The 21,306-nt window shown below is 73.9% G+C and carries 23 protein-coding genes and 1 tRNA gene; 20 read left to right on the top strand and 4 right to left on the bottom strand.

What is annotated here, in order from left to right; genetic code table 11:
- Positions 1-28: 28 nt before the first annotated feature.
- From MOV08_RS26290 to MOV08_RS26315, 6 genes are all read left to right on the top strand, one after another.
- Complete coding sequence (locus tag MOV08_RS26290) at positions 29-1,375, top strand: DUF445 domain-containing protein (RefSeq protein ID WP_275309081.1); 1,347 nt, start codon at positions 29-31, stop codon at positions 1,373-1,375.
- 263 nt (positions 1,376-1,638) lie between these two features.
- Positions 1,639-1,902, top strand: coding sequence for a DUF3311 domain-containing protein (locus MOV08_RS26295; RefSeq protein WP_078875887.1), 264 nt, complete (start codon positions 1,639-1,641; stop codon positions 1,900-1,902).
- Positions 1,899-3,458 (top strand): sodium:solute symporter family protein, encoded by a 1,560-nt coding sequence (locus MOV08_RS26300; protein ID WP_275309082.1) that lies wholly within the window; start codon positions 1,899-1,901, stop codon positions 3,456-3,458. The genes MOV08_RS26295 and MOV08_RS26300 overlap by 4 nt, the downstream gene beginning before the upstream one ends.
- Before the next feature lie 255 nt (positions 3,459-3,713).
- Complete coding sequence (locus tag MOV08_RS26305; protein ID WP_039636132.1) at positions 3,714-4,022, top strand: DUF6412 domain-containing protein; 309 nt, start codon at positions 3,714-3,716, stop codon at positions 4,020-4,022.
- Between the two features lie 199 nt (positions 4,023-4,221).
- Entirely contained in the window at positions 4,222-5,244 is a 1,023-nt protein-coding gene (locus MOV08_RS26310; protein ID WP_275309083.1) for a YidC/Oxa1 family membrane protein insertase, read from the top strand.
- Positions 5,245-5,382: 138 nt separating this feature from the next.
- The gene (locus MOV08_RS26315; protein ID WP_275309085.1) at positions 5,383-6,240 is read left to right on the top strand and encodes a fumarylacetoacetate hydrolase family protein; all 858 of its coding nucleotides are present in this window, start codon (positions 5,383-5,385) and stop codon (positions 6,238-6,240) included.
- A 258-nt stretch (positions 6,241-6,498) separates the two neighbouring features.
- On the opposite strand, the gene MOV08_RS26320 is transcribed toward MOV08_RS26315, so the two are convergent.
- Positions 6,499-6,987 (bottom strand): heme-degrading domain-containing protein, encoded by a 489-nt coding sequence (locus tag MOV08_RS26320; protein ID WP_275309086.1) that lies wholly within the window; start codon positions 6,985-6,987, stop codon positions 6,499-6,501.
- Positions 6,984-8,093 (bottom strand): Gfo/Idh/MocA family oxidoreductase, encoded by a 1,110-nt coding sequence (locus MOV08_RS26325; protein ID WP_275309087.1) that lies wholly within the window; start codon positions 8,091-8,093, stop codon positions 6,984-6,986. The genes MOV08_RS26320 and MOV08_RS26325 overlap by 4 nt, the downstream gene beginning before the upstream one ends.
- A gap of 89 nt (positions 8,094-8,182) precedes the next feature.
- On the opposite strand from MOV08_RS26325, the gene MOV08_RS26330 reads away from it, so the two are divergent.
- The 11 genes from MOV08_RS26330 to MOV08_RS26380 all read left to right on the top strand — a co-directional run bounded on the left by MOV08_RS26330 (position 8,183) and on the right by MOV08_RS26380 (position 18,034).
- A complete protein-coding gene (locus MOV08_RS26330) occupies positions 8,183-9,316 on the top strand; it encodes an ROK family transcriptional regulator (RefSeq protein ID WP_275311899.1) in 1,134 nt (377 codons plus the stop codon).
- A 142-nt stretch (positions 9,317-9,458) separates the two neighbouring features.
- Entirely contained in the window at positions 9,459-10,229 is a 771-nt protein-coding gene (locus MOV08_RS26335) for a GntR family transcriptional regulator (protein WP_039636140.1), read from the top strand.
- Between the two features lie 148 nt (positions 10,230-10,377).
- The gene (locus tag MOV08_RS26340; RefSeq protein ID WP_275309088.1) at positions 10,378-11,499 is read left to right on the top strand and encodes a TIGR03364 family FAD-dependent oxidoreductase; all 1,122 of its coding nucleotides are present in this window, start codon (positions 10,378-10,380) and stop codon (positions 11,497-11,499) included.
- Entirely contained in the window at positions 11,493-12,233 is a 741-nt protein-coding gene (locus tag MOV08_RS26345) for a phosphonatase-like hydrolase (protein ID WP_275309090.1), read from the top strand. Before MOV08_RS26340 ends, MOV08_RS26345 begins: the two co-directional genes overlap by 7 nt.
- A gap of 1 nt (position 12,234) precedes the next feature.
- Positions 12,235-13,494 carry an ABC transporter ATP-binding protein gene (locus MOV08_RS26350; protein ID WP_275309092.1) on the top strand — a complete coding sequence of 420 codons (1,260 nt, stop codon included), beginning with the start codon at positions 12,235-12,237 and terminating at the stop codon, positions 13,492-13,494.
- Complete coding sequence (locus tag MOV08_RS26355; RefSeq protein WP_275309093.1) at positions 13,487-14,464, top strand: 2-aminoethylphosphonate ABC transporter permease subunit; 978 nt, start codon at positions 13,487-13,489, stop codon at positions 14,462-14,464. Before MOV08_RS26350 ends, MOV08_RS26355 begins: the two co-directional genes overlap by 8 nt.
- Complete coding sequence (locus tag MOV08_RS26360) at positions 14,451-15,248, top strand: ABC transporter permease (RefSeq protein WP_039636146.1); 798 nt, start codon at positions 14,451-14,453, stop codon at positions 15,246-15,248. Before MOV08_RS26355 ends, MOV08_RS26360 begins: the two co-directional genes overlap by 14 nt.
- A gap of 59 nt (positions 15,249-15,307) precedes the next feature.
- Positions 15,308-16,372 (top strand): 2-aminoethylphosphonate ABC transporter substrate-binding protein, encoded by a 1,065-nt coding sequence (locus MOV08_RS26365; protein WP_275309094.1) that lies wholly within the window; start codon positions 15,308-15,310, stop codon positions 16,370-16,372.
- A gap of 122 nt (positions 16,373-16,494) precedes the next feature.
- Positions 16,495-17,274: an HAD-IIA family hydrolase gene (locus MOV08_RS26370; protein ID WP_039636150.1), complete on the top strand. Its 780-nt coding sequence runs from the start codon at positions 16,495-16,497 to the stop codon at positions 17,272-17,274.
- 105 nt (positions 17,275-17,379) lie between these two features.
- Complete coding sequence (locus tag MOV08_RS26375; RefSeq protein WP_275309095.1) at positions 17,380-17,715, top strand: hypothetical protein; 336 nt, start codon at positions 17,380-17,382, stop codon at positions 17,713-17,715.
- On the top strand, positions 17,699-18,034 hold the full coding sequence (locus MOV08_RS26380; protein WP_275309097.1) for a hypothetical protein: 336 nt from the start codon (positions 17,699-17,701) through the stop codon (positions 18,032-18,034). Before MOV08_RS26375 ends, MOV08_RS26380 begins: the two co-directional genes overlap by 17 nt.
- Before the next feature lie 34 nt (positions 18,035-18,068).
- Here MOV08_RS26380 and MOV08_RS26385 read toward each other — a convergent pair.
- A tRNA-Lys gene (locus tag MOV08_RS26385) sits at positions 18,069-18,142 on the bottom strand.
- A 78-nt stretch (positions 18,143-18,220) separates the two neighbouring features.
- On the opposite strand from MOV08_RS26385, the gene MOV08_RS26390 reads away from it, so the two are divergent.
- The 3 genes from MOV08_RS26390 to MOV08_RS26400 all read left to right on the top strand — a co-directional run bounded on the left by MOV08_RS26390 (position 18,221) and on the right by MOV08_RS26400 (position 20,424).
- Entirely contained in the window at positions 18,221-18,388 is a 168-nt protein-coding gene (locus MOV08_RS26390) for a hypothetical protein (RefSeq protein WP_159030885.1), read from the top strand.
- A gap of 372 nt (positions 18,389-18,760) precedes the next feature.
- On the top strand, positions 18,761-19,177 hold the full coding sequence (locus tag MOV08_RS26395) for an SsgA family sporulation/cell division regulator (RefSeq protein ID WP_275309098.1): 417 nt from the start codon (positions 18,761-18,763) through the stop codon (positions 19,175-19,177).
- Positions 19,177-20,424: a hypothetical protein gene (locus tag MOV08_RS26400; protein WP_078875889.1), complete on the top strand. Its 1,248-nt coding sequence runs from the start codon at positions 19,177-19,179 to the stop codon at positions 20,422-20,424. The genes MOV08_RS26395 and MOV08_RS26400 overlap by 1 nt, the downstream gene beginning before the upstream one ends.
- Before the next feature lie 234 nt (positions 20,425-20,658).
- Here MOV08_RS26400 and MOV08_RS26405 read toward each other — a convergent pair whose 3' ends face one another.
- Positions 20,659-21,186 carry a DinB family protein gene (locus MOV08_RS26405; RefSeq protein ID WP_275309099.1) on the bottom strand — a complete coding sequence of 176 codons (528 nt, stop codon included), beginning with the start codon at positions 21,184-21,186 and terminating at the stop codon, positions 20,659-20,661.
- Between the last annotated feature and the right edge of the window lie 120 nt (positions 21,187-21,306).

Genomic DNA, 21,306 nt, shown 5'->3' on the forward strand with positions numbered 1-21,306 from the left:
GGGGGAGACGGTGGGAGTGGTGGAACGGATGGAACGCGCTCATACGGAGGGGAGCGAGGGGACGCGGGCCGCGCAGCCGGTGCCCTCCCCGGGCGGCCGGACGGCGCCCGGCGGCTTCCGCTACAGCGCCGCCGACGAGGAGAAGCGGCAGGGCGTCCGCCGGATGAAGGCCCTGGCGACCGGCCTGCTGCTGGCCGTCGCCGCGGTGTACGTCCTGGCGAAGTGGGCCGGCGCGGCCGGTGCGGGCGGCTGGACCGGCTTCGTGGCGGCCGCCGCCGAGGCCGGCATGGTCGGCGCGCTGGCCGACTGGTTCGCGGTCACCGCGCTGTTCAAGCGGCCGATGGGCCTGCCGATCCCGCACACCGCGATCATCCCCTCCAAGAAGGACCAACTCGGGCGGAGCCTGGGCGACTTCGTGGGGGAGAACTTCCTCTCCGGCGAGGTGATTCGCCGCCGGCTGCGGTCGGTCGGCATCGCCGCCCGGCTCGGCCACTGGCTCGCCGAGCCGCGGAACGCCGACCGGGTCACCGCCGAGCTGTCCACCGCGCTGCGCGGCGCGCTGACCGTGCTGCGCGACTCCGACGTCCAGGCGGTGGTCGGCGAGGCCATCACCCGGCGCGCCGACGCCCAGGAGATCGCGCCCGGCATCGGCTCCCTGCTGGAGAAGATCGTCGCCGAGGGCGGCCACACCCGGGTGGTCGACCTGGTCTGCGCCCGCGCCCACGACTGGCTGGTCGACCACGGGGATTCGGTGGTCGCCGCGGTCTCCGGCGGCGCCCCCGGATGGACCCCCCGGTTCGTCGACCGCAAGGTGGGCGACCGGGTCTACAAGGAGCTCCTCCGCTTCGTCACCGAGATGCGGGACATGCCCGAGCACCCGGCGCGCGGCGCGGTGGACCGCTTCCTGACCGACTTCGCCGCCGACCTGCGCTCCGACCCGGGCACCCGGGAGAAGGTCGAACGGCTCAAGTCCGAGGTGCTGGGCCGCGGCGAGGTGCAGGACCTGATCGCCTCCGCCTGGGGCGCGGTCCGCGCGATGATCGTGGCCGCCGCCGAGGACGAGCGCAGCGAACTGCGGCTGCGGGTGCGCGCGGCGCTGCTGTCCCTGGGCGGCCGGCTGGCCGCCGACGGGCGGCTGCGCGACAAGGTCGACGGCTGGCTGGAGGGCGCCGCCGTCTATGTGGTGACGACGTACCGGAGCGAGATCACCGCCTTGATCACCGAGACCGTCGCGAGCTGGGACGCCGAGCACACCTCCAGGAAGATCGAGGCGCACATCGGCCGCGACCTGCAGTTCATCCGCATCAACGGCACGGTCGTGGGCGCCCTCGCGGGGCTGTGCATCTACACGGTGTCCCAGGTAGTGGGCGGCTAGCCGCCGGGTCCTTCCCCGTCCCTCACCCCCACCGGGCGGGGGCGTCCACATCAGCGGGAGGGGGCCGGAGGGGGCGGGTTGCCGGACGTAAAGCGAAGCAGTCCGGCAACCCGCCCCCGCAGGACCGCCCCCGGCCCCCACCACCCACCAGGCGTCCCCGGCCCGACAAACCCCTCCGCCGAAGGCGGAAAACAGCAGCCCCCACGGCGGGAAGGCCGACAACGTGGGATGCCGGCCCGGCGCAGCGGATAGGCTCTTCCCACGTGCGAAACCAGTCCCCCGGCGGCCCGCCCCCGGGATCCCGAAAGCGCCCCGCGCTGCTCTGGCTGCTGCTGCCGTATGTGCTGTTCCTGGTGGTGCTGCCGCTCGTCAACCGGGTCACCCCGACCGTCCTCGGCCTGCCGTTCCTCTTCTTCTGGATGGCGCTCGCCACCCTGCTGACCCCGGTGTCGGTGTGGCTGGCACGCCGCGGCGACCACAAGCGGGGCCAGGGCCGGGACGACGGACTGACCGGGGGGCGCGCGTGAACGCCACCGTCGCCACCGCGATCTTCGCCGCGTTCATGGTGCTGACCGTCGTCCTGGGACTGCTCGCGGTCCGCGGCCGGGGATCCGGCACAGAGGGGCAGCCCGAAGGGCTTCCAGGGAAGGGCGGTGGTGGGCGACGGGCGGGCCTCACCGAGTGGTCGGTGGGCGGCCGCAGCCTGGGCACCGTCTTCATCTGGGTGCTGATGGCCGGCGAGAGCTACACCAGCTTCAGCTACCTCGGCGCGGCCGGCTGGGGCTACAACTTCGGCGCCCCCGTGCTCTACGTCCTGGCCTACATGTCCTGCGGCTACGCCATCGGCTACGTCGTCGGCCCGATGCTGTGGGCCTACGCCCGCCGGCACGGCCTGGTGGGCATCACCGACATCGTCGCCCACCGCTACCGCCGGCCGTGGCTCGGCGCCGCCGTCGCTGTCCTCGCCACCGTCTGCCTGCTGCCCTACATCCAGCTCCAGATCACCGGCATGGGCGTGGTCGTCTCGACCATCTCCTACGGCACGATCAGCCTCAACTGGGCCTATTTCATCGGCTTCGCGGTGACCACCGGCTTCGTGGTCGTCAGCGGACTGCGCGGCAGCGCCTGGGTGTCGGTCCTCAAGGACGTGCTGGTCATCGCCACGCTCGGGTTTCTCGCGGTCTACGTCCCGCTGCACTACTTCGGTGGCTACGGCCCGTTCCTGGACCGGATCGTCGCCGAGAAGCCGCAGTGGCTGACCTTCCCCGGCCACGCCTCCGGCGGCCTGGGCCAGTCGTGGTTCATCACCACCACCCTGATCAACTCCCTGACCGTGGTGATCTTCCCGACGACCGTGGCCGGCTACCTGGGCGCCCGCAACGCCGACGTGCTCCGCCGCAACGCCATGTACCTGCCGTTCTACAACGTGCTGCTGTTCGTGCCGATGCTGCTGGGGCTGGCGGCGCTGTTCGTCGTCCCGGGGCTGACCGGCGCCGGGTCCAACCTGGCGCTGTTCACAATGGTCGAGGACTCCCTGCCGGCCTGGGCGGTGGGGGTGATCGGGGTGGCCGCGGCGCTCTCCTCGATCGTGCCGATGGCGGTGTTCATGCTGGTCATCGGCACGATGTGGGGGCGCAGCGTACTGGGCGCGGTACCCCGGCTGGCGTCCCGTCAGAAGCTCTGGTCGCAGTTGGTCGTGGTGGTCGCCGGGGCGCTCGCGCTGGTGCTCACCTATGTCGCGCCCAACACCCTCGTCCGGCTCTCCCTGATCTCGTACGAGGGCATGGCGCAGCTGGTGCCGATGCTGCTGTTGGGGCTGGTGTGGCGGCGGTTGACGATGTATGCGGCGGTGAGCGGCCTGGTGGCGGGCTTCGCCCTGGTGTGCGTCCTGGTCTTCGGCGGCCACGACCCGGTGTGGGGGGTGAACGCCGGGATCGTCGGGCTGGCGGTGAACGTGGCGGTGGCCCTGGCGGTGACCTGGCTCGGCCCGCGGGAGCGCGGCGACGACCGGCCGGACACCGAAGTCCTGGCGCTGGAGGACGAGTTCCCCCGGGCCGGGGCCGCCGCGTCCGGCAGCGACTGAGGGCGGCCCCCGGAGGCGGGCACGCGTTGCGGGCCGGTCGTCGTGGCAGTGTGCCGCGGCGGCCGGCCCCGTGTGCAGCCACCGACCGTTGGTGCGCCCCCGGTTGCCGACGGCGTACCGTTCACCGGCGGGGGTGAATTCTCGAACTGGCTGTCGCAGCGGCTCGGGGGTGCGGTTACCCTGGAACGGACGGTCGGACCGACGACCGGGAGCACCGAGGGCTACGCGCGGGGGAGCGCGGGAGGGGGACGCCGGATGTACCGCATCGTCGATGCCTGGCGGCTCTACACCAGCGCACTGTTCTTCCTGCTCGCCGAGCTCCTGCTCGAACAGAGCGGTCTGACGACGTCGCTGGCCGCCGCCGCGACCACCGCGGCGGTGCTGCTGCTGTTGTGCAGCGCCCTCGCCCTGGCCGTCGCCGCCCGCCCGGTCCCCCCGGGCCGGATACGCACGGCCATCCGCGACCGCGAGCGCCGCACGGCCTTCCTGCCACAGCGCGACCCCGACGCCGCCGGCCGTCCGCGCCCGCGAGCACCCGGCCGCGCCCTCCCGGCGGCCGCGTAGCCGCTCCGGCGCACTCCCCTCGACGTCCGACCGTCCTGCGGCACTTGCCCGGGACGACCGTGCACGTGACCCGAGCCGATCAGCTGTGACCTGATGCGGCTCGACCCGATCTGCCTTGCCGCTGCGCCGGTGCGTGCCCGCGCGGCTCGTCACGCCGTCTCTCCATTCCGGCACGACGAGACCCGTGGAGGGCTCACCCATGTCCGTTTTCGACATCCTCGGTGCCGCGCTGGCGCGCGGTGCCCATGCCATCGAACCGCTCTTCGGCACCGCGGCCACCGCCGCCGCCATCGTCCTGTTCACCCTCGGCGTCCGCGCCGCGCTGCACCCGCTCGCCCGCGCCGCGGCCCGCGGCGAGAAGGCCCGCTCCGCCCTCGCCCCGCAGATCGCCGCCCTCCAGCGCAAGTACGGCAACGACCGGGAGCGGCTCCAGCAGGCGATCAGCGACCTCTACGCCAGGACCGGCTCCTCGCCACTGGCCGGCTGCCTGCCGAGCCTGCTCCAACTCCCGGTCTTCTTCGTGACGTACCACCTGTTCACCAGCGGGAACGACACCCTGCTGAGCCACACACTGCTGGGCGCGCCGCTCGGCGGGACGTGGCGGCAGGCCCTCGCCGACGGCGGCGTGACCGGGCCTCAGGGGCTGGTCTACCTCGCGCTGTTCGTCCTGATCGCCGCGGTCGCCACCTGGAACTACCGGCGCGCCCGGGCGGCGGCGGCCGCGGCCCCGGCGCCCGCCGCGGGCACCGCGACCCCGGGCCTGGGCGCCCTCGGCAAGCTGATGCCGCTGCTGTCCTTCGGCACGCTGCTCACCGTGGCCGTGGTGCCGCTGGCGGCCGGCCTCTACATGGTGACGACCACCACCTGGACGGCCTGCGAGCGGGCCCTGCTGCACCGCGACCGCAAGCCGGCGGCCGACCGCGAGGCGGCCGGGGAAGGGAAGCCGGCGGGGGACCGTAAGGCGGAGAAGGGCCGCGGGCCGGCGGTGGAGGGGGAGCGGACCCCTGCGGGGAGTCCGGCGGCGTCGGTGGACGGCGCACCGCAGCCCCCGTCCCGGCGACCGGTGCGGCGGGGCGGGCCCAGGACCCGGGCCGCGCGGCAGAAGGCGGCGCGGGCCAGGGCCAACACCGCGGCGCGGGCGGGCGCATCGGCCCGGCAGGCCGACGCCGAGCGCCGTCCGGCCGACGCCGGCACCGACCCGGTCGTTACTACCCCTCAGTAACGGTCCAGTCCGTGAACGGGGTCTTGCGGAGTGGACCCCGTTCTTGGAGGATCGGCCAAATCGCTCGATGGCCGTCCCCCATCGGCCGGCCGGGGAGGACCCTCCCGGGCCGACCCTTCGACCACGGGAGTTGTGACGATGAAGCTGCTGCGTGTCGGACCGGTGGGGGCCGAACGCCCGGCGCTGCTCGACGAGTCCGGCCTGCTGCGCGACCTGTCGGGCCTGGTCACGGACATCGACGGCGCGCTGCTCGCGGACGACGCCGCGCTGGCCGCCGTCCGGGCCGCCGCGACCGCCGGCGACCTGCCCGTACGGGACACCGCCGGTCTGCGGATCGGCCCGCCGGTCGCCCGGATCGGCAAGGTCGTGTGCATCGGGCTGAACTACCACGACCACGCGCGGGAGACCGGGGCCGCCACCCCCGAGGAACCGATCATCTTCATGAAGGCGCCGGACACCGTCGTCGGCCCCGACGACACGGTCCTCATCCCGCGCGGCAGCGTGAAGACCGACTGGGAGGTGGAGCTGGCCGTCGTCATCGGCCGGACCGCCCGCTACCTGGCGGACGACGAGCAGGCGCTGGCGGCCGTGGCCGGCTACGCGGTGGCGCACGACGTGTCCGAGCGGGCCTTCCAGATCGAGCGCGGCGGCCAGTGGGACAAGGGCAAGAACTGCGAGACGTTCAACCCGCTGGGCCCGTGGCTGGTGACCGCCGACGAGGTACCGGACCCGCAGGCGCTGGGCATCCGGCTGTGGGTCAACGGGGAGCTGAAGCAGGACGGCACCACCGCCGAGCAGATCTTCCCGGTGGCCGAAGTGGTCCGCTACGTCAGCCAGTTCATGACCCTGTACCCGGGCGACGTGATCAACACCGGTACCCCTGCGGGGGTGGCGATGGGGCGGCCCGAGCCCAAGCCGTACCTGCGGGCGGGCGATGTGGTGGAGCTGGAGATCGACGGGCTGGGGCGTCAGCGGCAGGCGTTGCGGTCGGCTTGATCCGCGCGTTGTCGGCTCCCCCGCGGTGGGCCTGCGGCCGGCTGCCCCGTGCGTTGTCGGCCTCCCCGCCGTGGGGGTTGCTCGCTCTGCGCCTGCGGCGCGGGGGGTGTCGGGTGCGGTGACGGGCCTGCGGGGCAGGGGGTGTCCGGACTGCTGCGCTTGACGTCCGGACACCCCCTGCCCCTCCGGCCCGTCACCTCCCGTTGTGGGGTGGGAAGCGGGCCGGTGGGGGCTGGTGCGAGTGGGGCGGTGCGGGTGTCAGCCCGTTGTCAGATAGCGCTCCAGGGCCTCGACCACCAGGGCGTGGTCGTCGGCCTGGGGCAGGCCGGACACCGCGACCACGCCGATCACACCCGTCCCGCGCAGGCGGATCGGGAAGGCACCGCCGTGTGCGGCGTAGCGGTCGGGGTCGAGGCGCGAGGAGTCCTCGAAGGTGCGGCCCTTGGCGCGGAAGCGGGCGCCGACCAGGTAGGAGGACTCCCCGTACCGTTCGACGACGGCGGACTTGCGGTCGATCCAGGCGTCGTTGTCGGCGGAGGTGCCCGGGAGCGCGCAGTGGAAGAGCCGTTGGGCGCCGCGCCGGATCCCGATCGTCACCGCGGCGCCGCGCTCCCGGGCCAGTCCGACCAGCAGGGAGCCCAGTTCCCACGCCTCGTCGTTGCCGAAGGTGTCCAGGACCAGCCGTTCCTCCTGGGCGGTCAGTTCGCGGACCTCGTCAGGTCCGTGGGCGGTGCCGGGGGCCGTCATGCGCCGGCTCCGATCCGGACCGTGACGCCCTGTGCGGCGGAGCGTTTGGCGGCCTCCAGGACGCGCAGCGCCGCCGCGGCCTCGGTGGCGGTCACGGGTGGCGCGCCGCCCTCGCGCAGGGCCCGCGCGATCGCCGCGTAGTAGGCCGGGTAGGCGCCGGGCAGGGTCGCGACGGGCTGCCCGCCGCCGGTCACCGGGGATTGTCCGGCGCCGAGCCGGCCCCAGTCGGACTCGGGTTCCACGCCCCAGGCGGCGCCCTCGGTGTCCGGGCGCCGGCCGGCCCGCAGGGCGGCCTCCTGCGGGTCCAGGCCGTACTTCACATAGCCCGCGCGACTGCCCAACACCCGGAAGCGCGGCCCTAGTTGGGCGGTGGTGGCGCTCGCCCACAGGTGGGAGCGGACGCCGCCGGCGTGGGTGACGGCGAGGAAGGTGTCGTCGTCGGCCTCGGCGCCCGGGCGGCGGATGTCGGCCTCGGCGTAGACCGAGACCGCGGGACCGAAGAGGGTCAGGGCCTGGTCGACGAGGTGGCTGCCGAGGTCGTAGAGCAGTCCGCCCAGCTCCGCCGGGTCGCCGGACTCGCGCCAGCCGCCCTTGGGCCGGGGCCGCCAGCGCTCGAAGCGCGACTCGAAGCGCTGGACCTCGCCCAGTGCGTCGTCCGCGAGCAGCTTGCGCACGGTGCGGAAGTCGTTGTCCCAGCGGCGGTTCTGGAAGACCGAGAGCAGCAGCCCGCGGCGGTCGGCGAGCGCGGCGAGCCGCTCGGCCTCGGCGGCGGTGGCGGCCAGCGGCTTGTCGACGACGACCGCGGCGCCGGCCTCCAGCGCGGCGGTGGCGAGCGGGACGTGCGTCTTGTTCGGCGACGCCAGCACGATCAGGTCGAGGTCGCCGGCGGCGGCCCGGTCCAGGACCTCCTCGGCGGTGGCCACCGTGCGGACCTGCGGGTGCTCGGCGCGGGCCTGCGCCTGCCGGTCGGGGCTGCGGGTCGAGACGGTGTCGAGCACCAGCCCGTCGGTGGCGGCGATCAGCGGGGCGTGGAAGACCGAGCCCGCCAGGCCGTAGCCGATCAGGCCGACGCGGTGGGGGGCGGTGCGTGCTTCGGGGTCGCTCATGCCCTCCACTTTCGCAACGCTGTTGCCAAAGTGCAAGCAGTGCGGAGAATGGAGGGGTGAGCAGCGACCACGACCTCGACCGCCCGGACATCGGCGCCCGCCCGGACGGCGCCGCCGCGCCCGGCGCCAACCTCCTCGCCCTGCGCGGGCACAACGCCGCCCTGCTGCTGGGGCTGCTGCGCGCGGCGGGGGAGGAGGGCGCGAGCCGGCTGGAGCTGGCCGAGCGGACCGGGCTCACCCCGCAGGCGGTCAGCAAGATCACCGCGCGGCTGCGGGCCGACGGCCTGGTCGTCGAGGCGGGCCGCCGGGCCTCCACGGGCGGCAAGCCCCGCACCGTGCTGCGGCTGGTCCCCGGCGCCCGGCACGCCGTCGGCGTCCACCTGGACCGCGACGAGATGGTCTGCGTGCTGGCCGACCTCGCCGGCCGGCCGACCGCGGTCCGCCGCGCGCCGCTGGACTTCGGCGCCGGCGCCGAGGCCGTCCTGACCACCGCCGCCGGCGAGGTCGCGGCGCTGCGGGAGGCGGCGGGCGGGCCACCGGTGCTCGGCGCGGGGGTGGCCTGCCCCGGGCCGCTGGACCACGCCACGGGCGTCCTGCGCCAGGTCACCGGCGCCCCCCAGTGGGACGGCTTCCCCCTGCGGGAGGCGCTCGCCGCGCGCCTGGGCCTGCCCGTCGTCCTCGACAAGGACACCAACGCGGCGGCCCTCGGCCTCAGCCGGGCGCCGGAGGAGGTCGGCGGCGCCTCGTTCGCCTACCTCCACCTGGGGACCGGGCTCGGCGCCGGGCTGGTCCTCGGCGGCAGCCTCTACCGCGGACCGCACACCGGCGCCGGCGAGTTCGGCCACCAGGTGCTGCAACTGGACGGGCCGCGGTGCGACTGCGGGCGGCGCGGCTGCGTCGAGGCGCTGTGCCTGGCGGCGGTGGCCCGCGGTGATCTGCCGGCGGCGGCCCGGGTGCTGGGCGTGGCCGCGGCCAACCTCGTCGAACTCCTCGACATCGACCGGGTGTTGCTCGGCGGCCGCACCGTCCTGGCGCACCCGGAGGTGTTCCGGGACGGCGTGGCCCGGGAGCTGGCCGACCACGCGGCCCTGCGCGGCCGGCCGCCGGCGCCCGGGAGCGACCCCGGGGCGGCGCCCGCGGTGCCGGTGGCGCGGGCCCGCGGCGGGGCCCGGACCGTCGCGGACGGCGCCGCGGAGCTGGTGCTGACCGGACTGTTCCGCTAGGGCCCGTCGTCAAACTCCCGCCTGCCTCGCGACGGGAGTTTGACGACAGCCCTAGGCAGCGCCCCGGGCCGTGTCCGCCACGCGGAAGAGGGACGCCGAGGGTGCCGGCCCCCCGGCCCGCCGCTGGTGCGAAGATCGCCGGGTGGAGTTTCCGTACGGCCAGGATCCTGGCGCACCCATCCGGTCCGGCATTCCCGAGCACGGACGCATTCCCAAGTACTACGCGGCGAAGGTCGACATCGCCGCCCTGCTGGAGGAGCTGGGCGAGGGTGAACCGCTGCCCACCGAGCGCGAGTTGGCGCTGCGGTTCGAGGTGTCCCGCGAGACGCTGCGCCAGGCCCTGCGGGAACTGGTGCTGGAGGGGCGACTGCGCCGGATGGGCCGCGGCACGGTCGTCGCCGGACCCAAGATGGAGCAGCCGCTCTCCCTCGCCAGCTACACCGAGGGCGTCCGCCGCCAGGGCCGCACGCCCGGCCGGCACCTGGTCTCGCTGGACCGCTTCCCCAGCCCGCCGGCGCTCGCCCGCGACCTCGGCCTCGGCGCCGGCGACGCGGTCTGGCACATGGAGCGGGTGCTGCTCGCCGACGACGAGCGGGTCGGCCTGGAGAGCACCTATGTCGCGGTGTCCCGAGTCCCGGACCTGGCCGCCGACTTCGAGCCGGACTCGTCCTTCTACGGCTACCTCCACGAGCGGCTCGGCATCGGCTTCGGGGACGCCGACGAACGCCTGGAGACGGTCCTGGCCACCCCGCGCGAGGCGCTGCTGATCGGGACGCCCGGCGCGCTGCCGATGCTGCTCATCCACCGGCTGTCCCGGGACACCGAGGGCCGCCCGCTGGAACGGGTGCGCTCCCTCTACCGGGGCGACCGGTTCTCGTTCACCACGCACCTGGGCGGCGCCCGGGACTCCTGACGGGCCCCGCGGCGGGTCGGACGACGGCGAAATCCCGCTCTTTATGTCACGAGAAGATAACGGGTCTAGGCCAAGTTTGAGCCCGTGTTAACCAACGCGTCGGCAAATCGTCCCCCGCGGGCCACCCGCCGACGCGACCGTCTGGGGCATGCGAGTCATAGTCGTCGGAGCCGGCGTGCTGGGAACCCTGCACGCCTGGCACGCAGTCGAACGAGGCCACGAAGTCCTCCACATCGAACGGGAAGCCGAGGCCCGCGGCGCCTCGGTCCGCAACTTCGGACAGATCTGGGTCAGCGGCCGGGCCGGCGGCGCCGAACTGGACACCGCCCTGCGCGCCCGCGAACTCTGGGAGGGCATCGGCGCCCGCGTCCCCGGCATCGGCTTCCGCGCCATCGGCTCACTGACCGTCGTCCGCAACGACACCGAACACGCCGTCGCCGAGGCCGCCACCCGCCGCCCCGACGCCACCGCCCGCGGCTACCGGCTCCTCGACGCCGACCGGGCCCGCGCCCTCAACCCCGCACTGCGCGGCGACTTCACCGCCGCCCTGTGGTGCGAACGGGACGCCGCCGTCGAACCCCGCGTCGCCCAACGCGCCCTCAAGGAAGCCCTGTCGGCATCCGGCCGCTACACCTACCTCGGCGGCCGCGAGGTCCGCGACGTGGTCGGCGAACGCGCGGTCCGCGACGACCACGGCGCCACCCACCACGGCGACGCGGTGATCCTGTGCACCGGAGCCTGGCTCGGCGGCCTGGTCCGGGAACTCGTCCCCGACCTGCCGGTGCGCCGGGTGCGCCTGCAGATGATGCAGACCGACCCGCTCGGCGAACCGCTGACCACCTCCGTCGCCGACGCCGACAGCTTCCGCTACTACCCCGCCTACCGCGGCGACGCCCTGGACGCCCTCAACGCCGACCAGGCACAGACCCCCACCGCCGCCGCCCACAAAATGCAACTGCTGATGGTCCAGCGCGCCGACGGCGGCCTGACCATCGGCGACACCCACGAATACGACACCCCGTTCGCCTTCGACACCGTCGAGGAGCCCTACGAGCACCTCACCGGAGTCGTCGAGACGATCCTGGGCCGCCCGCTGCCCCGCATCCGCCACCGCTGGGCCGGCGTCTACGCCCAGTGCACCGACACCAGCCGCGTCGTCCACCGCCAGCAGGTCCGCGACGGCGTCTGGCTGATCACCGGACCCGGCGGACGCGGCATGACCTGCTCCCCGGCCATCGCCGAAACCACCGCGAACGCACTGGGATGGTGACCCCCTTGACACACCCCGCCCCGCACACCGACGCCATCCGGCTCGTCGTCCTGGACATGGCCGGCACCACCGTCGCCGACGACGGCCTCGTCGAGCGCGCCTTCGACACCGCCGCCCGCCGGATGGGCGTCGAACCCGGCACCCCCCGGCACGCCGAGCAACTCGCCTACGTACGCGCCACCATGGGCGAATCCAAGATCTCCGTCTTCCAGCACCTGTTCGCCGCCCCCGACGGCGACCCCCGGGCCACCGAAGAAGCCGCCCAGCGCGCCAACCACGCCTTCGAGACGGCCTACGGCACCCTCGTCGACGCCGGCCGCATCGCCCCCGTCCCCGGCGCCCGCGAAGCCATCGAGGCCCTCCAGGCCGCCGGCCGCACCGTCGTCCTCACCACCGGATTCGCCCGGGTCACCCAGGACGCCATCCTCGACGCCCTCGGCTGGCGCGACCTCGTCGCCCGCACCCTCTGCCCGGCCGACGCCGGCGGACGCGGCCGCCCCTACCCCGACATGGTGCTGACCGCCCTGCTGCACACCGGCGCCGCCGACGACGTCCGGCAGATCGCGGTCGCCGGCGACACCTCCTACGACATGATCGCCGGACGCCGCAGCGGCGCCGCGGTGGTCGCCGGAGTACGCACCGGCGCCCACGACACCGCGCAACTCCAGGCCGCCGGCGCCACCCACGTCCTGGACTCGGTCGCCGAACTGCCCGCCCTGCTGGGAGTGGTGTGACATGCCCGCCCCCATTGCCCGCCCGTCGCCCGGCCACCACCCCGCAAAGGCGCCGCTACGCGGCGACACCTTCCGTCACGCCCCCGCCCGACCCGCCGCGCCGGCCACCGCGGCCGGGTCGGCCGTGTCCGCCACGGATTCCGGCATCCGCTTCGACCGCGTCACCGTCACCCACGGCCGCACCACCGCCCTGGACTCCCTCGACCTCACCGTCGAACCGGGCGAGGTGATGGCCCTGCTCGGCCCGTCCGGCTCCGGCAAGACCACCGCCCTGCGCGCCGTCGCCGGATTCGTCCGCCCGACCTCCGGCCGCGTCCTGATCGGCGGCCACGACGTCACCGACCTGCCGCCCTACAAGCGCGGCATCGGCATGGTCGTCCAGCAGTACGCGCTCTTCCCGCACATGAAGGTCGCCGAGAACGTCGCCTTCGGCCTCAAAGCACAAAGGGCCCCGCGCGCCGAGATCCCCGGCCGCGTCGCCGAAGCCCTCGACATGGTCGGCATGGCCGGCTACGCCGACCGGCACCCCCGGGAACTGTCCGGCGGCCAGCAGCAGCGCGTCGCCATCGCCCGGGCCCTCGCCATCCGCCCCCGCGTCCTCCTCCTCGACGAGCCGCTGTCCGCACTCGACGCCCAGCTGCGCTCCGACATGCTCGCCGAACTCGCCCGCCTACACCGCGAGTTGCCGCACGTCTCCCTCCTCTACGTCACCCACGACCAAGTGGAGGCACTCACCCTCGCCGACCGGATCGCCGTCCTGGAATCGGCCCGGCTCCGCGAGTGCGGCACCCCGCACCAGCTCTACCGCAGCCCGCGCACCGCCTTCACCGCATCCTTCGTCGGCACCGCCAACCTGCTGCCGGTGACCGTGCGCGCCGACGGCGTCGAGTTCGCCGGCCGCCACCTGACGGTCCCCACCGGGGACGCGACCCCCGGCGCCACCGCCACCCTCTGCGTCCGCCCGCACCTCCTCGGCCTCGGCACCGCCCCCGACCCACAGGGCAACACCCTGCGCGGCACCGTCACCGAGGTCCAGTGGCGCGGCGCCACCCACCGACTCCACCTCACGGTGGACGGCCACCGCCTCATGGCCGACCTGCGGGAACTGCGCGAGACCCCACCACTGGGCACCGAACTCACCCTGCACTTCGCCCCCCAGGACGCCGCCCTCATCCCCGCCGACATCCAGCCCGCGGCCCCGGCCGGCACCCCGGCGAACACCCCGACCGACCCGGCGGACGGCGGACCGCGCCATGCCTGACCGCACCACACCGGACACCGGGCCCCGCCGCACCCGGACCACCGCCCTGTGGGCCCTGCCACCCGTCGCCGCCCTCGCGCTGGTGTTCCTCTACCCGCTCGCCCTGGTGGTCCGCCAGTCCCTCACCCCCGAGAGCGGCGGCGGGCCGTCCACCACCCCCTACACCACCGTCCTCGCCGCCACCTCCTTCCAGGACGCGCTGACCAACACCGTGCTGATCGCGGCCGGCGCCACCCTCGGCGCGCTCCTCCTCGGCCTGCTGCTCTCCCTGGTCATCGCCTTCGTCCCGTTCCCCGGCGGCCGGGCACTGGCCCGCTTCATCGACATCTTCCTGGCCTTCCCCTCCTTCCTGATCACCCTCGCCCTGCTGTTCCTCTACGGCACCGTCGGCATCGCCAACGGCCTGTGGACGGACCTCACCGGCGCCACCCACGGCCCCCTGGACTTCCTGCACACCCCATGGGGCGTCCTGCTGGCCGAGGCCACCTACTTCACCCCGTTCGTGATGCGCCCCCTGCTCGCCGCGTTCGCGCAGGTGGAGACCGCACAGCTGGAAGTCGCCGGCTCGCTCGGCGCCCGCCCGGGACGCATCGTGCGGACCGTGATCCTGCCCGAGGCGCTGCCCTCGCTCGCCGCCGGCGGCGCCCTGGTGCTCGTCATGTGCCTCAACGAATTCGGGATCGTGCTGTTCACCGGCGCCAAGAACGTCGTCACCCTGCCGATGCTCGTCTACACCAAGGCGATCCTCGACGGCGACTACACCGGCGCCTGCGTCGTCGCGGTCATCAACATCGCACTGTCCGCCGCCCTCTACGCCCTCTACCGGACGGTCATGGCCCGCACCGCAGGCACCGCCACCCGCCGCAAGGCCGCCCGGCAACCGGCCGCTGCGCACCACACCACCGCACCGAACACCCCCGTCCCCGTCCCCGCCCTCGCCACCGGAGGCGCCGACCGTGCTCGTCCATAGCGCAGCCGCCCGCCGGACCATCTGGGCGGTGTTCCTCCTCCTCTTCGTCCCCGTCTTCGCCCTCCCCCTGCTGGTCATCGCCGCCGCCTCCTTCGCCGACGGCTGGAGCGGCGCCCTCCCCTCCGGCCCGACCCTGACGCACTATCAGGACATCGCGCACGGCGACGCCCTGACCGCCCTGACCACCAGCGTCCTCACCGCCCTCGCCGCCAGCCTCGCCGCCCTGACCACCGGCACCTGGGCCGCCCTGGCCGCCGAGAAGCTCGGCCGGCGCGCCCGCCGGACCCTCGACGCCCTCTTCCTCCTGCCGGTCGCCGTCCCCTCCGTCGTCGTCGGCCTCGCCCTCCTCGTCGCCTTCTCCCAACCCCCGTTCCTCCTCAACGGCACCCCGCAGATCGTGATCATCGCCCACACCGTGCTGGTCACCGCCTTCGCCTACCAGTCCGTGACCGCCGCGCTCGCCCGCCTCGACCCCGCCTACGAGCAGAGCGCCGCCGGCCTCGGCGCCCGACCCGCCTACGTCCTGTGGCGCGTCAAACTCCCCCTGCTGCTGCCGTCCCTGACCGCCGCGGCCGGCCTGTGCTTCGCCCTGTCCATGGGCGAACTGAGCGCCACGATGATGCTCTACCCCCCGGACTGGATGCCGCTGCCCGTCCAGATCTTCGCCGCCACCGACCGCGGCGCCCTCTTCACCGGCGCCGCCCTCGCCGTGGCCCTCATGGCCACCACCCTCCTCGTCCTCCTCGGCGTCTCCCGCATCCGCACCAGAGCCACCTACCGCTGACCCCCACGCCACCCCCCGACTCCGCCCCGCCCGCGCACCGTCCCCCAGGAGCACCCACCATGCCCAGCCGCCCGCACCGCCCCCTCGCCGCCGGCGCCGCCGTCCTCGCCCTCGCCGGCTCCGTCACCGCCTGCGGCACCCCCGCCGCCGACGCCCAGGCCAAGGAGATCACCGTCTACAGCGCCGACGGCCTCAAGAGCGAACAGGGCGACGGCTTCTACGACAAGGTCTTCAAGGACTTCGAGAAGCAGACCGGCATCAAGGTCAACTACGTGGAGTCCGGCTCCGGCGCCGCCGTCCAGCGCCTGGCCCGCGAACGCGCCAACACCAAGGCCGACGTCCTCGTCACCCTGCCCCCGTTCATCCAACAGGCCGACGACAAGGGCCTGCTGGACATCTACCGCCCGCACGGCTCCGAACAGGTCGCCGCCGCCGACAAGGACCCGGGCGGCAAGTGGGTCTCCATCGTCAACAACTACTTCTGCTTCATCTACAACAGGAAGGAACTCCCGCAACCCCCGGCCACCTGGCAGGACCTCGCCGACCACCGCTTCGCCGGCAAGCTCCAGTACTCCACCCCCGGTGTCGCCGGCGACGGCACCGCCGTCCTCATCAAGGCCCTGCACGACTTCGGCGGCCAGGGCCCGGCCATGGACTTCCTCAAGAAACTCCAGGCCAACAACGTCGGCCCGTCCTCCTCCACCGGCCAACTCGCCCCCAAGACCGACAAGGGCGAACTCCTGATCGCCAACGGCGACGTCCAGATGAACTACGCCAACATGAAGTCCATGCCCCACCAGGGCATCTTCTTCCCCGCCCCCAAGCCCGGCGCCCGACCCACCACCTTCGCCCTCCCCTACGCCGCCGGCCTGGTCAAGGACGCCCCGCACGCTGCCAACGCCCGCAAGTTCCTCGACTACCTGATCAGCAAGCCCGTCCAGCAACAGGTCTCCGCCGTCGGCGGCGGCTTCACCTCCCGCAAGGACGTCAAAGCCACCGACCCCAACGCCGCCGCCCTCGCCAAGATCATGAACGGTGTCGACGTCTTCGAACCCGACTGGAACGACATCGACAAGAACCTCGACACCTACATCAACGCCTGGAAGACGGCAACCGGAAGCTGACCACCACCGACCGGGACCAGCGGCCCACCGCTGACTTAGGCTGGGGCCGTCGGCCGCCACCCGGCCGGCCGGCGCCCTGGCCAACCGGCCAGCCCTGGTCAACACGCACCACAGGAGTGGCAGTGGCAGAGCGTAAGCCGATCGAGTCCTGGCTCACCGACATGGACGGCGTCCTCATGCACGAAGGCGTCCCCGTCCCCGGCGCGGACGCCTTCATCAAGCGACTGCGCGAGTCCGGCAGGCCCTTCCTCGTCCTGACCAACAACTCCATCTACACCCCCCGCGACCTCCACGCCCGCCTCAACCGCATCGGCCTGGACGTCCCCTGGGAATCCATCTGGACCTCCGCGCTGGCCACCGCGCAGTTCCTCGACGAGCAGCGCCCCGGCGGCACCGCCTACGTCATCGGCGAAGCCGGCCTCACCACCGCCCTGCACGACATCGGCTACATCCTCACCGACCACGCCCCCGACTACGTCGTCCTCGGCGAAACCCGCACCTACAGCTTCGAAGCGCTCACCAAGGCCATCCGACTCATCGAGAACGGCGCCCGCTTCATCGCCACCAACCCCGACGAGACCGGCCCCTCACCCGAAGGCCCACTGCCCGCCACCGGCTCCGTCGCCGCCCTCATCACCAAGGCCACCGGCGTCGAACCGTACTTCGTCGGCAAGCCCAACCCGCTGATGATGCGCCACGCCCTCAACGCCATCGGCGCCCACTCCGAGAGCTCCGCCATGATCGGCGACCGGATGGACACCGACGTCGTCGCCGGCCTGGAAGCAGGCATGGAAACCTTCCTCGTACTCACCGGCCTGACCCGCCCCGAGGACGTCGAACGCCACCCGTTCCGCCCCTCCCGCGTCGTCGACTCCATCGCCGACCTCGTCGACCTGGTCTGACCCCACCCCGCCGGGCCCCGCCCACCCGAACGGCGCAGCCCGGCCCCGCCCCGGATGCGCCCGGCAGCACACCGGCGGACCTTCGGAAGTATCCGGAGGTGCACCATGCGCTCACCGCAGCTCACACTCTGCGCCGCGATCGCGGCGTGCGCGTTGACCACGACACCCGCGTACGCCGCCTCCGCCGCACACGGCCCCGCCACCGCGCCGACCGCCGTCGCCCCGGCCGCCACCACCCCGCCCTGCACCCCTCCCGTCGGCCCGCACCCCGCCGGCCCCGACCCCCGGCAGATCGCCGCCCACCGCGAACTGAGCAGCACCTCCGCCGTCGGCCTCGTCCTCGCGGGCGGCGCGGCCCTGGTCATCGCCGGCCAGCTGCTCCGCCTCCGACTCCGCCTCCGCCGCGAACGCCAGGGGAACGGCAGTGCCGACGAACATTGAGGAAACCACCGCCCCGAACCGCCCCGACCGGCCCGCCGCCCCGACGGACACACCGCACAGGACCGCCCCGGCGACCGCCACGGGGAAGGAACCCCTGCGCGACGCAGCCGCCACCACCCGCCTCCTGGCGGGCATCGTCTGGACCGTCCTGCTGCTGACCTGCTGGCTCTGCGGCGGCCACCCCGGCCTGCCGGACAGCGGCCCGGCGCGATTCCCCGCGACCGGCGACGCCGCCGCCGTCGGCCGCCCCCCGACCCACGCACCCCCGCCGCGCCCCGCGACCCCGGACGCCCATGACACCGCACCACAACACGACTGAGGCCCCCCGCAATGCGAGGGGCCTCAGTCCTACGTGCGCCGCCAGGGACTCGAACCCCGGACCCGCTGATTAAGAGTCAGCTGCTCTAACCAACTGAGCTAGCGGCGCGCGCTGACGAAGAAAACTCTACACGAACTCCAGGGGTGGTCCGTACCCACCCATCCGCCCCCCACGCCCACGACCCCTGTGATCCCCGTCACCCGCGCGCCCGCCCGCCACCCGACCCGCCCGCACACCCGCGCCCACCCCGCCGACCCCACCCGCCCCTACCGCACCACCCGCCCTTCCGGCCCGGGCCGAAAGTCCCGCGACATCAGGACCTTCGCCTACAAGGCCGCCCACCTCGCTCTGTGAAGATCGAATCCATGGCCGCAGTGCCGCAGTTGCCCCGTCAACATGCGGTATCTCCCGCCAGTTGAGAGGCTGAGGCCAGCGCCGGGGCACGGCGGGACCGGGCCGGGCACGCGGAACCCACGACCAGTCGGCCCGGAGGTGAAGGGACATGACGCCCCCCGAACACCCCGCCCACCACACCGCACCCACCACGCCCCACCCGGCCCGGGCACCGGACCACCGGCCGCGCCCACCCGCCCCCCGCGGATCATGGCGTCCATCACTACTCCGCCCTCGCCTGCAACCCCATCCCGCGAGCCGACGTCTGCTAGGACGCGAGCCCCGACCCGGGGCCCCGGGACTCGCCCCTCCTCGGAAAGGTTGATCGTCGTGGTGTCGACAGCCAAGCGCACCCTTGAGATGCAGCTCCTCCTCGGGCCGGACGAAACGGTTCCGGTGGCCGGCCGGTTCAGCTACCGCAGCGACCGCCCCTACGAGGTCGAGGTCGCCTTCATCAGCCGCGGCGAGACCGTCGCCACCTGGCTGTTCGCCCGCGACCTGCTGATCGACGGACTGCGCGACGAGGTCGGACACGGCGACGTGCGGGTCTGGCCCACCCACCGCGCCGGCGGAGCCCACCGCGTGCACATCGAACTCGCCACCGACGACAGCGTCTGCGAGCTGGCGGTGCGCACGACCGAACTCACCGCCTGGCTGGAACAGACCACCGCCATCGTCCCGCCCGGCCACGAGGGCCGCCATCTCGATATCGACGCCCACCTGGCCCGCCTGCTAGCGGGGAAGTGCTGATGACTCCCACTCCCATGACGACCACCCCCGACGTCCGCCGCACCATACGCGCGAGCACCGCCACCGAAGCGGGCGCACCCCCGGTCACCGGCGCCGACCCGGCCGTCCGTATCCCGGCACAGGCCGGCCCGCCCGGCACCCGCACCGGCTGCACCACCCCCGCCGACACCACCCCCACCGACGGCGACACCACCGGCGCCCCGGCCCCGCACGACCCCTGCGCACACGGCTTCCTCCCCGAGCGGCCCCCCGTACGCTCCATGATCGGCACCTGGACCCGACTGGACGCCCTGGCCCGCGAGGCCGCCGTCGCAACCGACCGCGCGACCGCCGTCGACATCGTCGACCGCGCCGACCGCGCCGACGAGTTGACCGCCCTGCGACAGCGCGTCTCCCGCCTCTCGCCGCGCAACGCCGAGGCCGCCGCGATGCGCGTCGCGGTCATCGCCGTGTCCTGCGGCTGGGGCGCCCTCGACCCGCAGGCACCGGCCGCCCGCGAGGTCGCCAACGAGGCGTTCCTGGAACTCTGGGCCGCCATCGCCCACCGCATCGACCACGACCAGTTCGTCGCCCTGCCCACCCTCGCGCTCCACAACTGGGCCCCCGAACGCAAACCACGCCGCCACATCCCCATCGACCAGCTGGCCCGCACCGAACAACTCGTCCCGATCGTGCGCTGGGCCCCGGAAGGCCAGCCGCTCAGCCGCCTGGACCGGCTGATGCTCGCCGCGACCCGCCTGGAGGCACACGGCATCTGGCTCTTCCGCCTCGCCGACACCCTGGCCGGCCGCGCCCCCGACGACTCCTCCACACCGACGGCACTGCGCCGCCTGGTCCGCATCCAGCACGCCCTGCGCGCCCAACTCCACTCCGAAGCAGCGGAGTTGGCGGCGGCCCCGGCCACCGACCAGCAGCGCGCGGTGCTCGCCGCGCTCGCCGAACAGGGCGCCCTGGAACCCCCGGTCCTCCAGGCCGCCGACGCCGTCCTGGGCATCGGCGGACGCCGCCCCGGCGAAGGCCGACGCCAACACCTGCGCCGCCACCTGCCGGCCCAGCACCGCGCCTGGCTCAGCGCCATGGACCGGCACTGCGCGCCCGTCCGCACCCTCGCCCACCGCGGCGGCCCCGACGCCGCCGTCTACCGCGAGGCCCAGGAATCCCTCATCGCGCTGCGCCGCACCTACACCGCCCTCGTCCAAACCGCCGCCGCCCCCACACCGGGCGGCCCCCTCCCCGAGGCGGCCTAGGCCCCCGCCCGACGGGTCGGGGCCGGCCCCTGGCCCCACCACCGCGACACCCGGCGCTCCCGCGACCTCGACGGTACTCACGCGGTACCCGGCGCTCCCGCGATTCTTGAGACTCGCGGTGCCTGGTGCCTGGTGTGCTGTGCCTGGTGTCCGATATCCGGTGTGCGGCGGGGAGTGGTGCCGCCCCGCCGCCCCGGTGAGTGCCGGCGCCGACCCGGTGGCCGGCAGTCGACCTTAGGCGCCCGTGGCGCCGTCGATGCCTTCCCGGATCAGATCCGCGTGCCCGTTGTGACGCGCGTACTCCTCGATCAGGTGGACCAGGATCCAGCGCAGCGACACCCCCTGGTCGCCGACGTACCCGGCCTCCCGCTCCGGGAGCGCACCCGAGTCCTCCAGCGACGCATCGGCGATCAGCTCCTTGCCCCGGGCGACCTCCGCACGCCAGAGGTCCAGGGCCGCATCGATCCCCCGGTCCGGGGAGAGCGCGAAGCCGTCACCCGAATCTTCCCCGTACACCAGCGGCACATCCTCACCCGCGAACACCCGCTGGAACCAATGGCGTTCGACCTCCGCCAGGTGCTGAACCAGCCCCAACAACGTCATCGACGACGGTGCCACCGAGGCCAGCCGCAGCTGACGGTCGTCGAGGCCCGCACACTTCAGTTCCAGCGTCGCGCGGTGGAAGTCCAACCAGCTCTCCAGGTTCTCGCGCTCCCCGGCATGCGGGGGAGGAACGGGGCGTCCATCAGGTGTCGTCTGCATGCCCGCCACTCTCACACACACCACTGACAACCCCCGCCCACCCAACCGAGGCACGACCACGACGGAGGCACGATCGCGACGGAGGAACGACCGGCCGCCCTTGCCCTCCACATCTGACGC

It is taken from the genome of Streptomyces yunnanensis, assembly GCF_029011865.1.
GTDB classification, from domain to species: domain Bacteria; phylum Actinomycetota; class Actinomycetes; order Streptomycetales; family Streptomycetaceae; genus Streptomyces; species Streptomyces yunnanensis.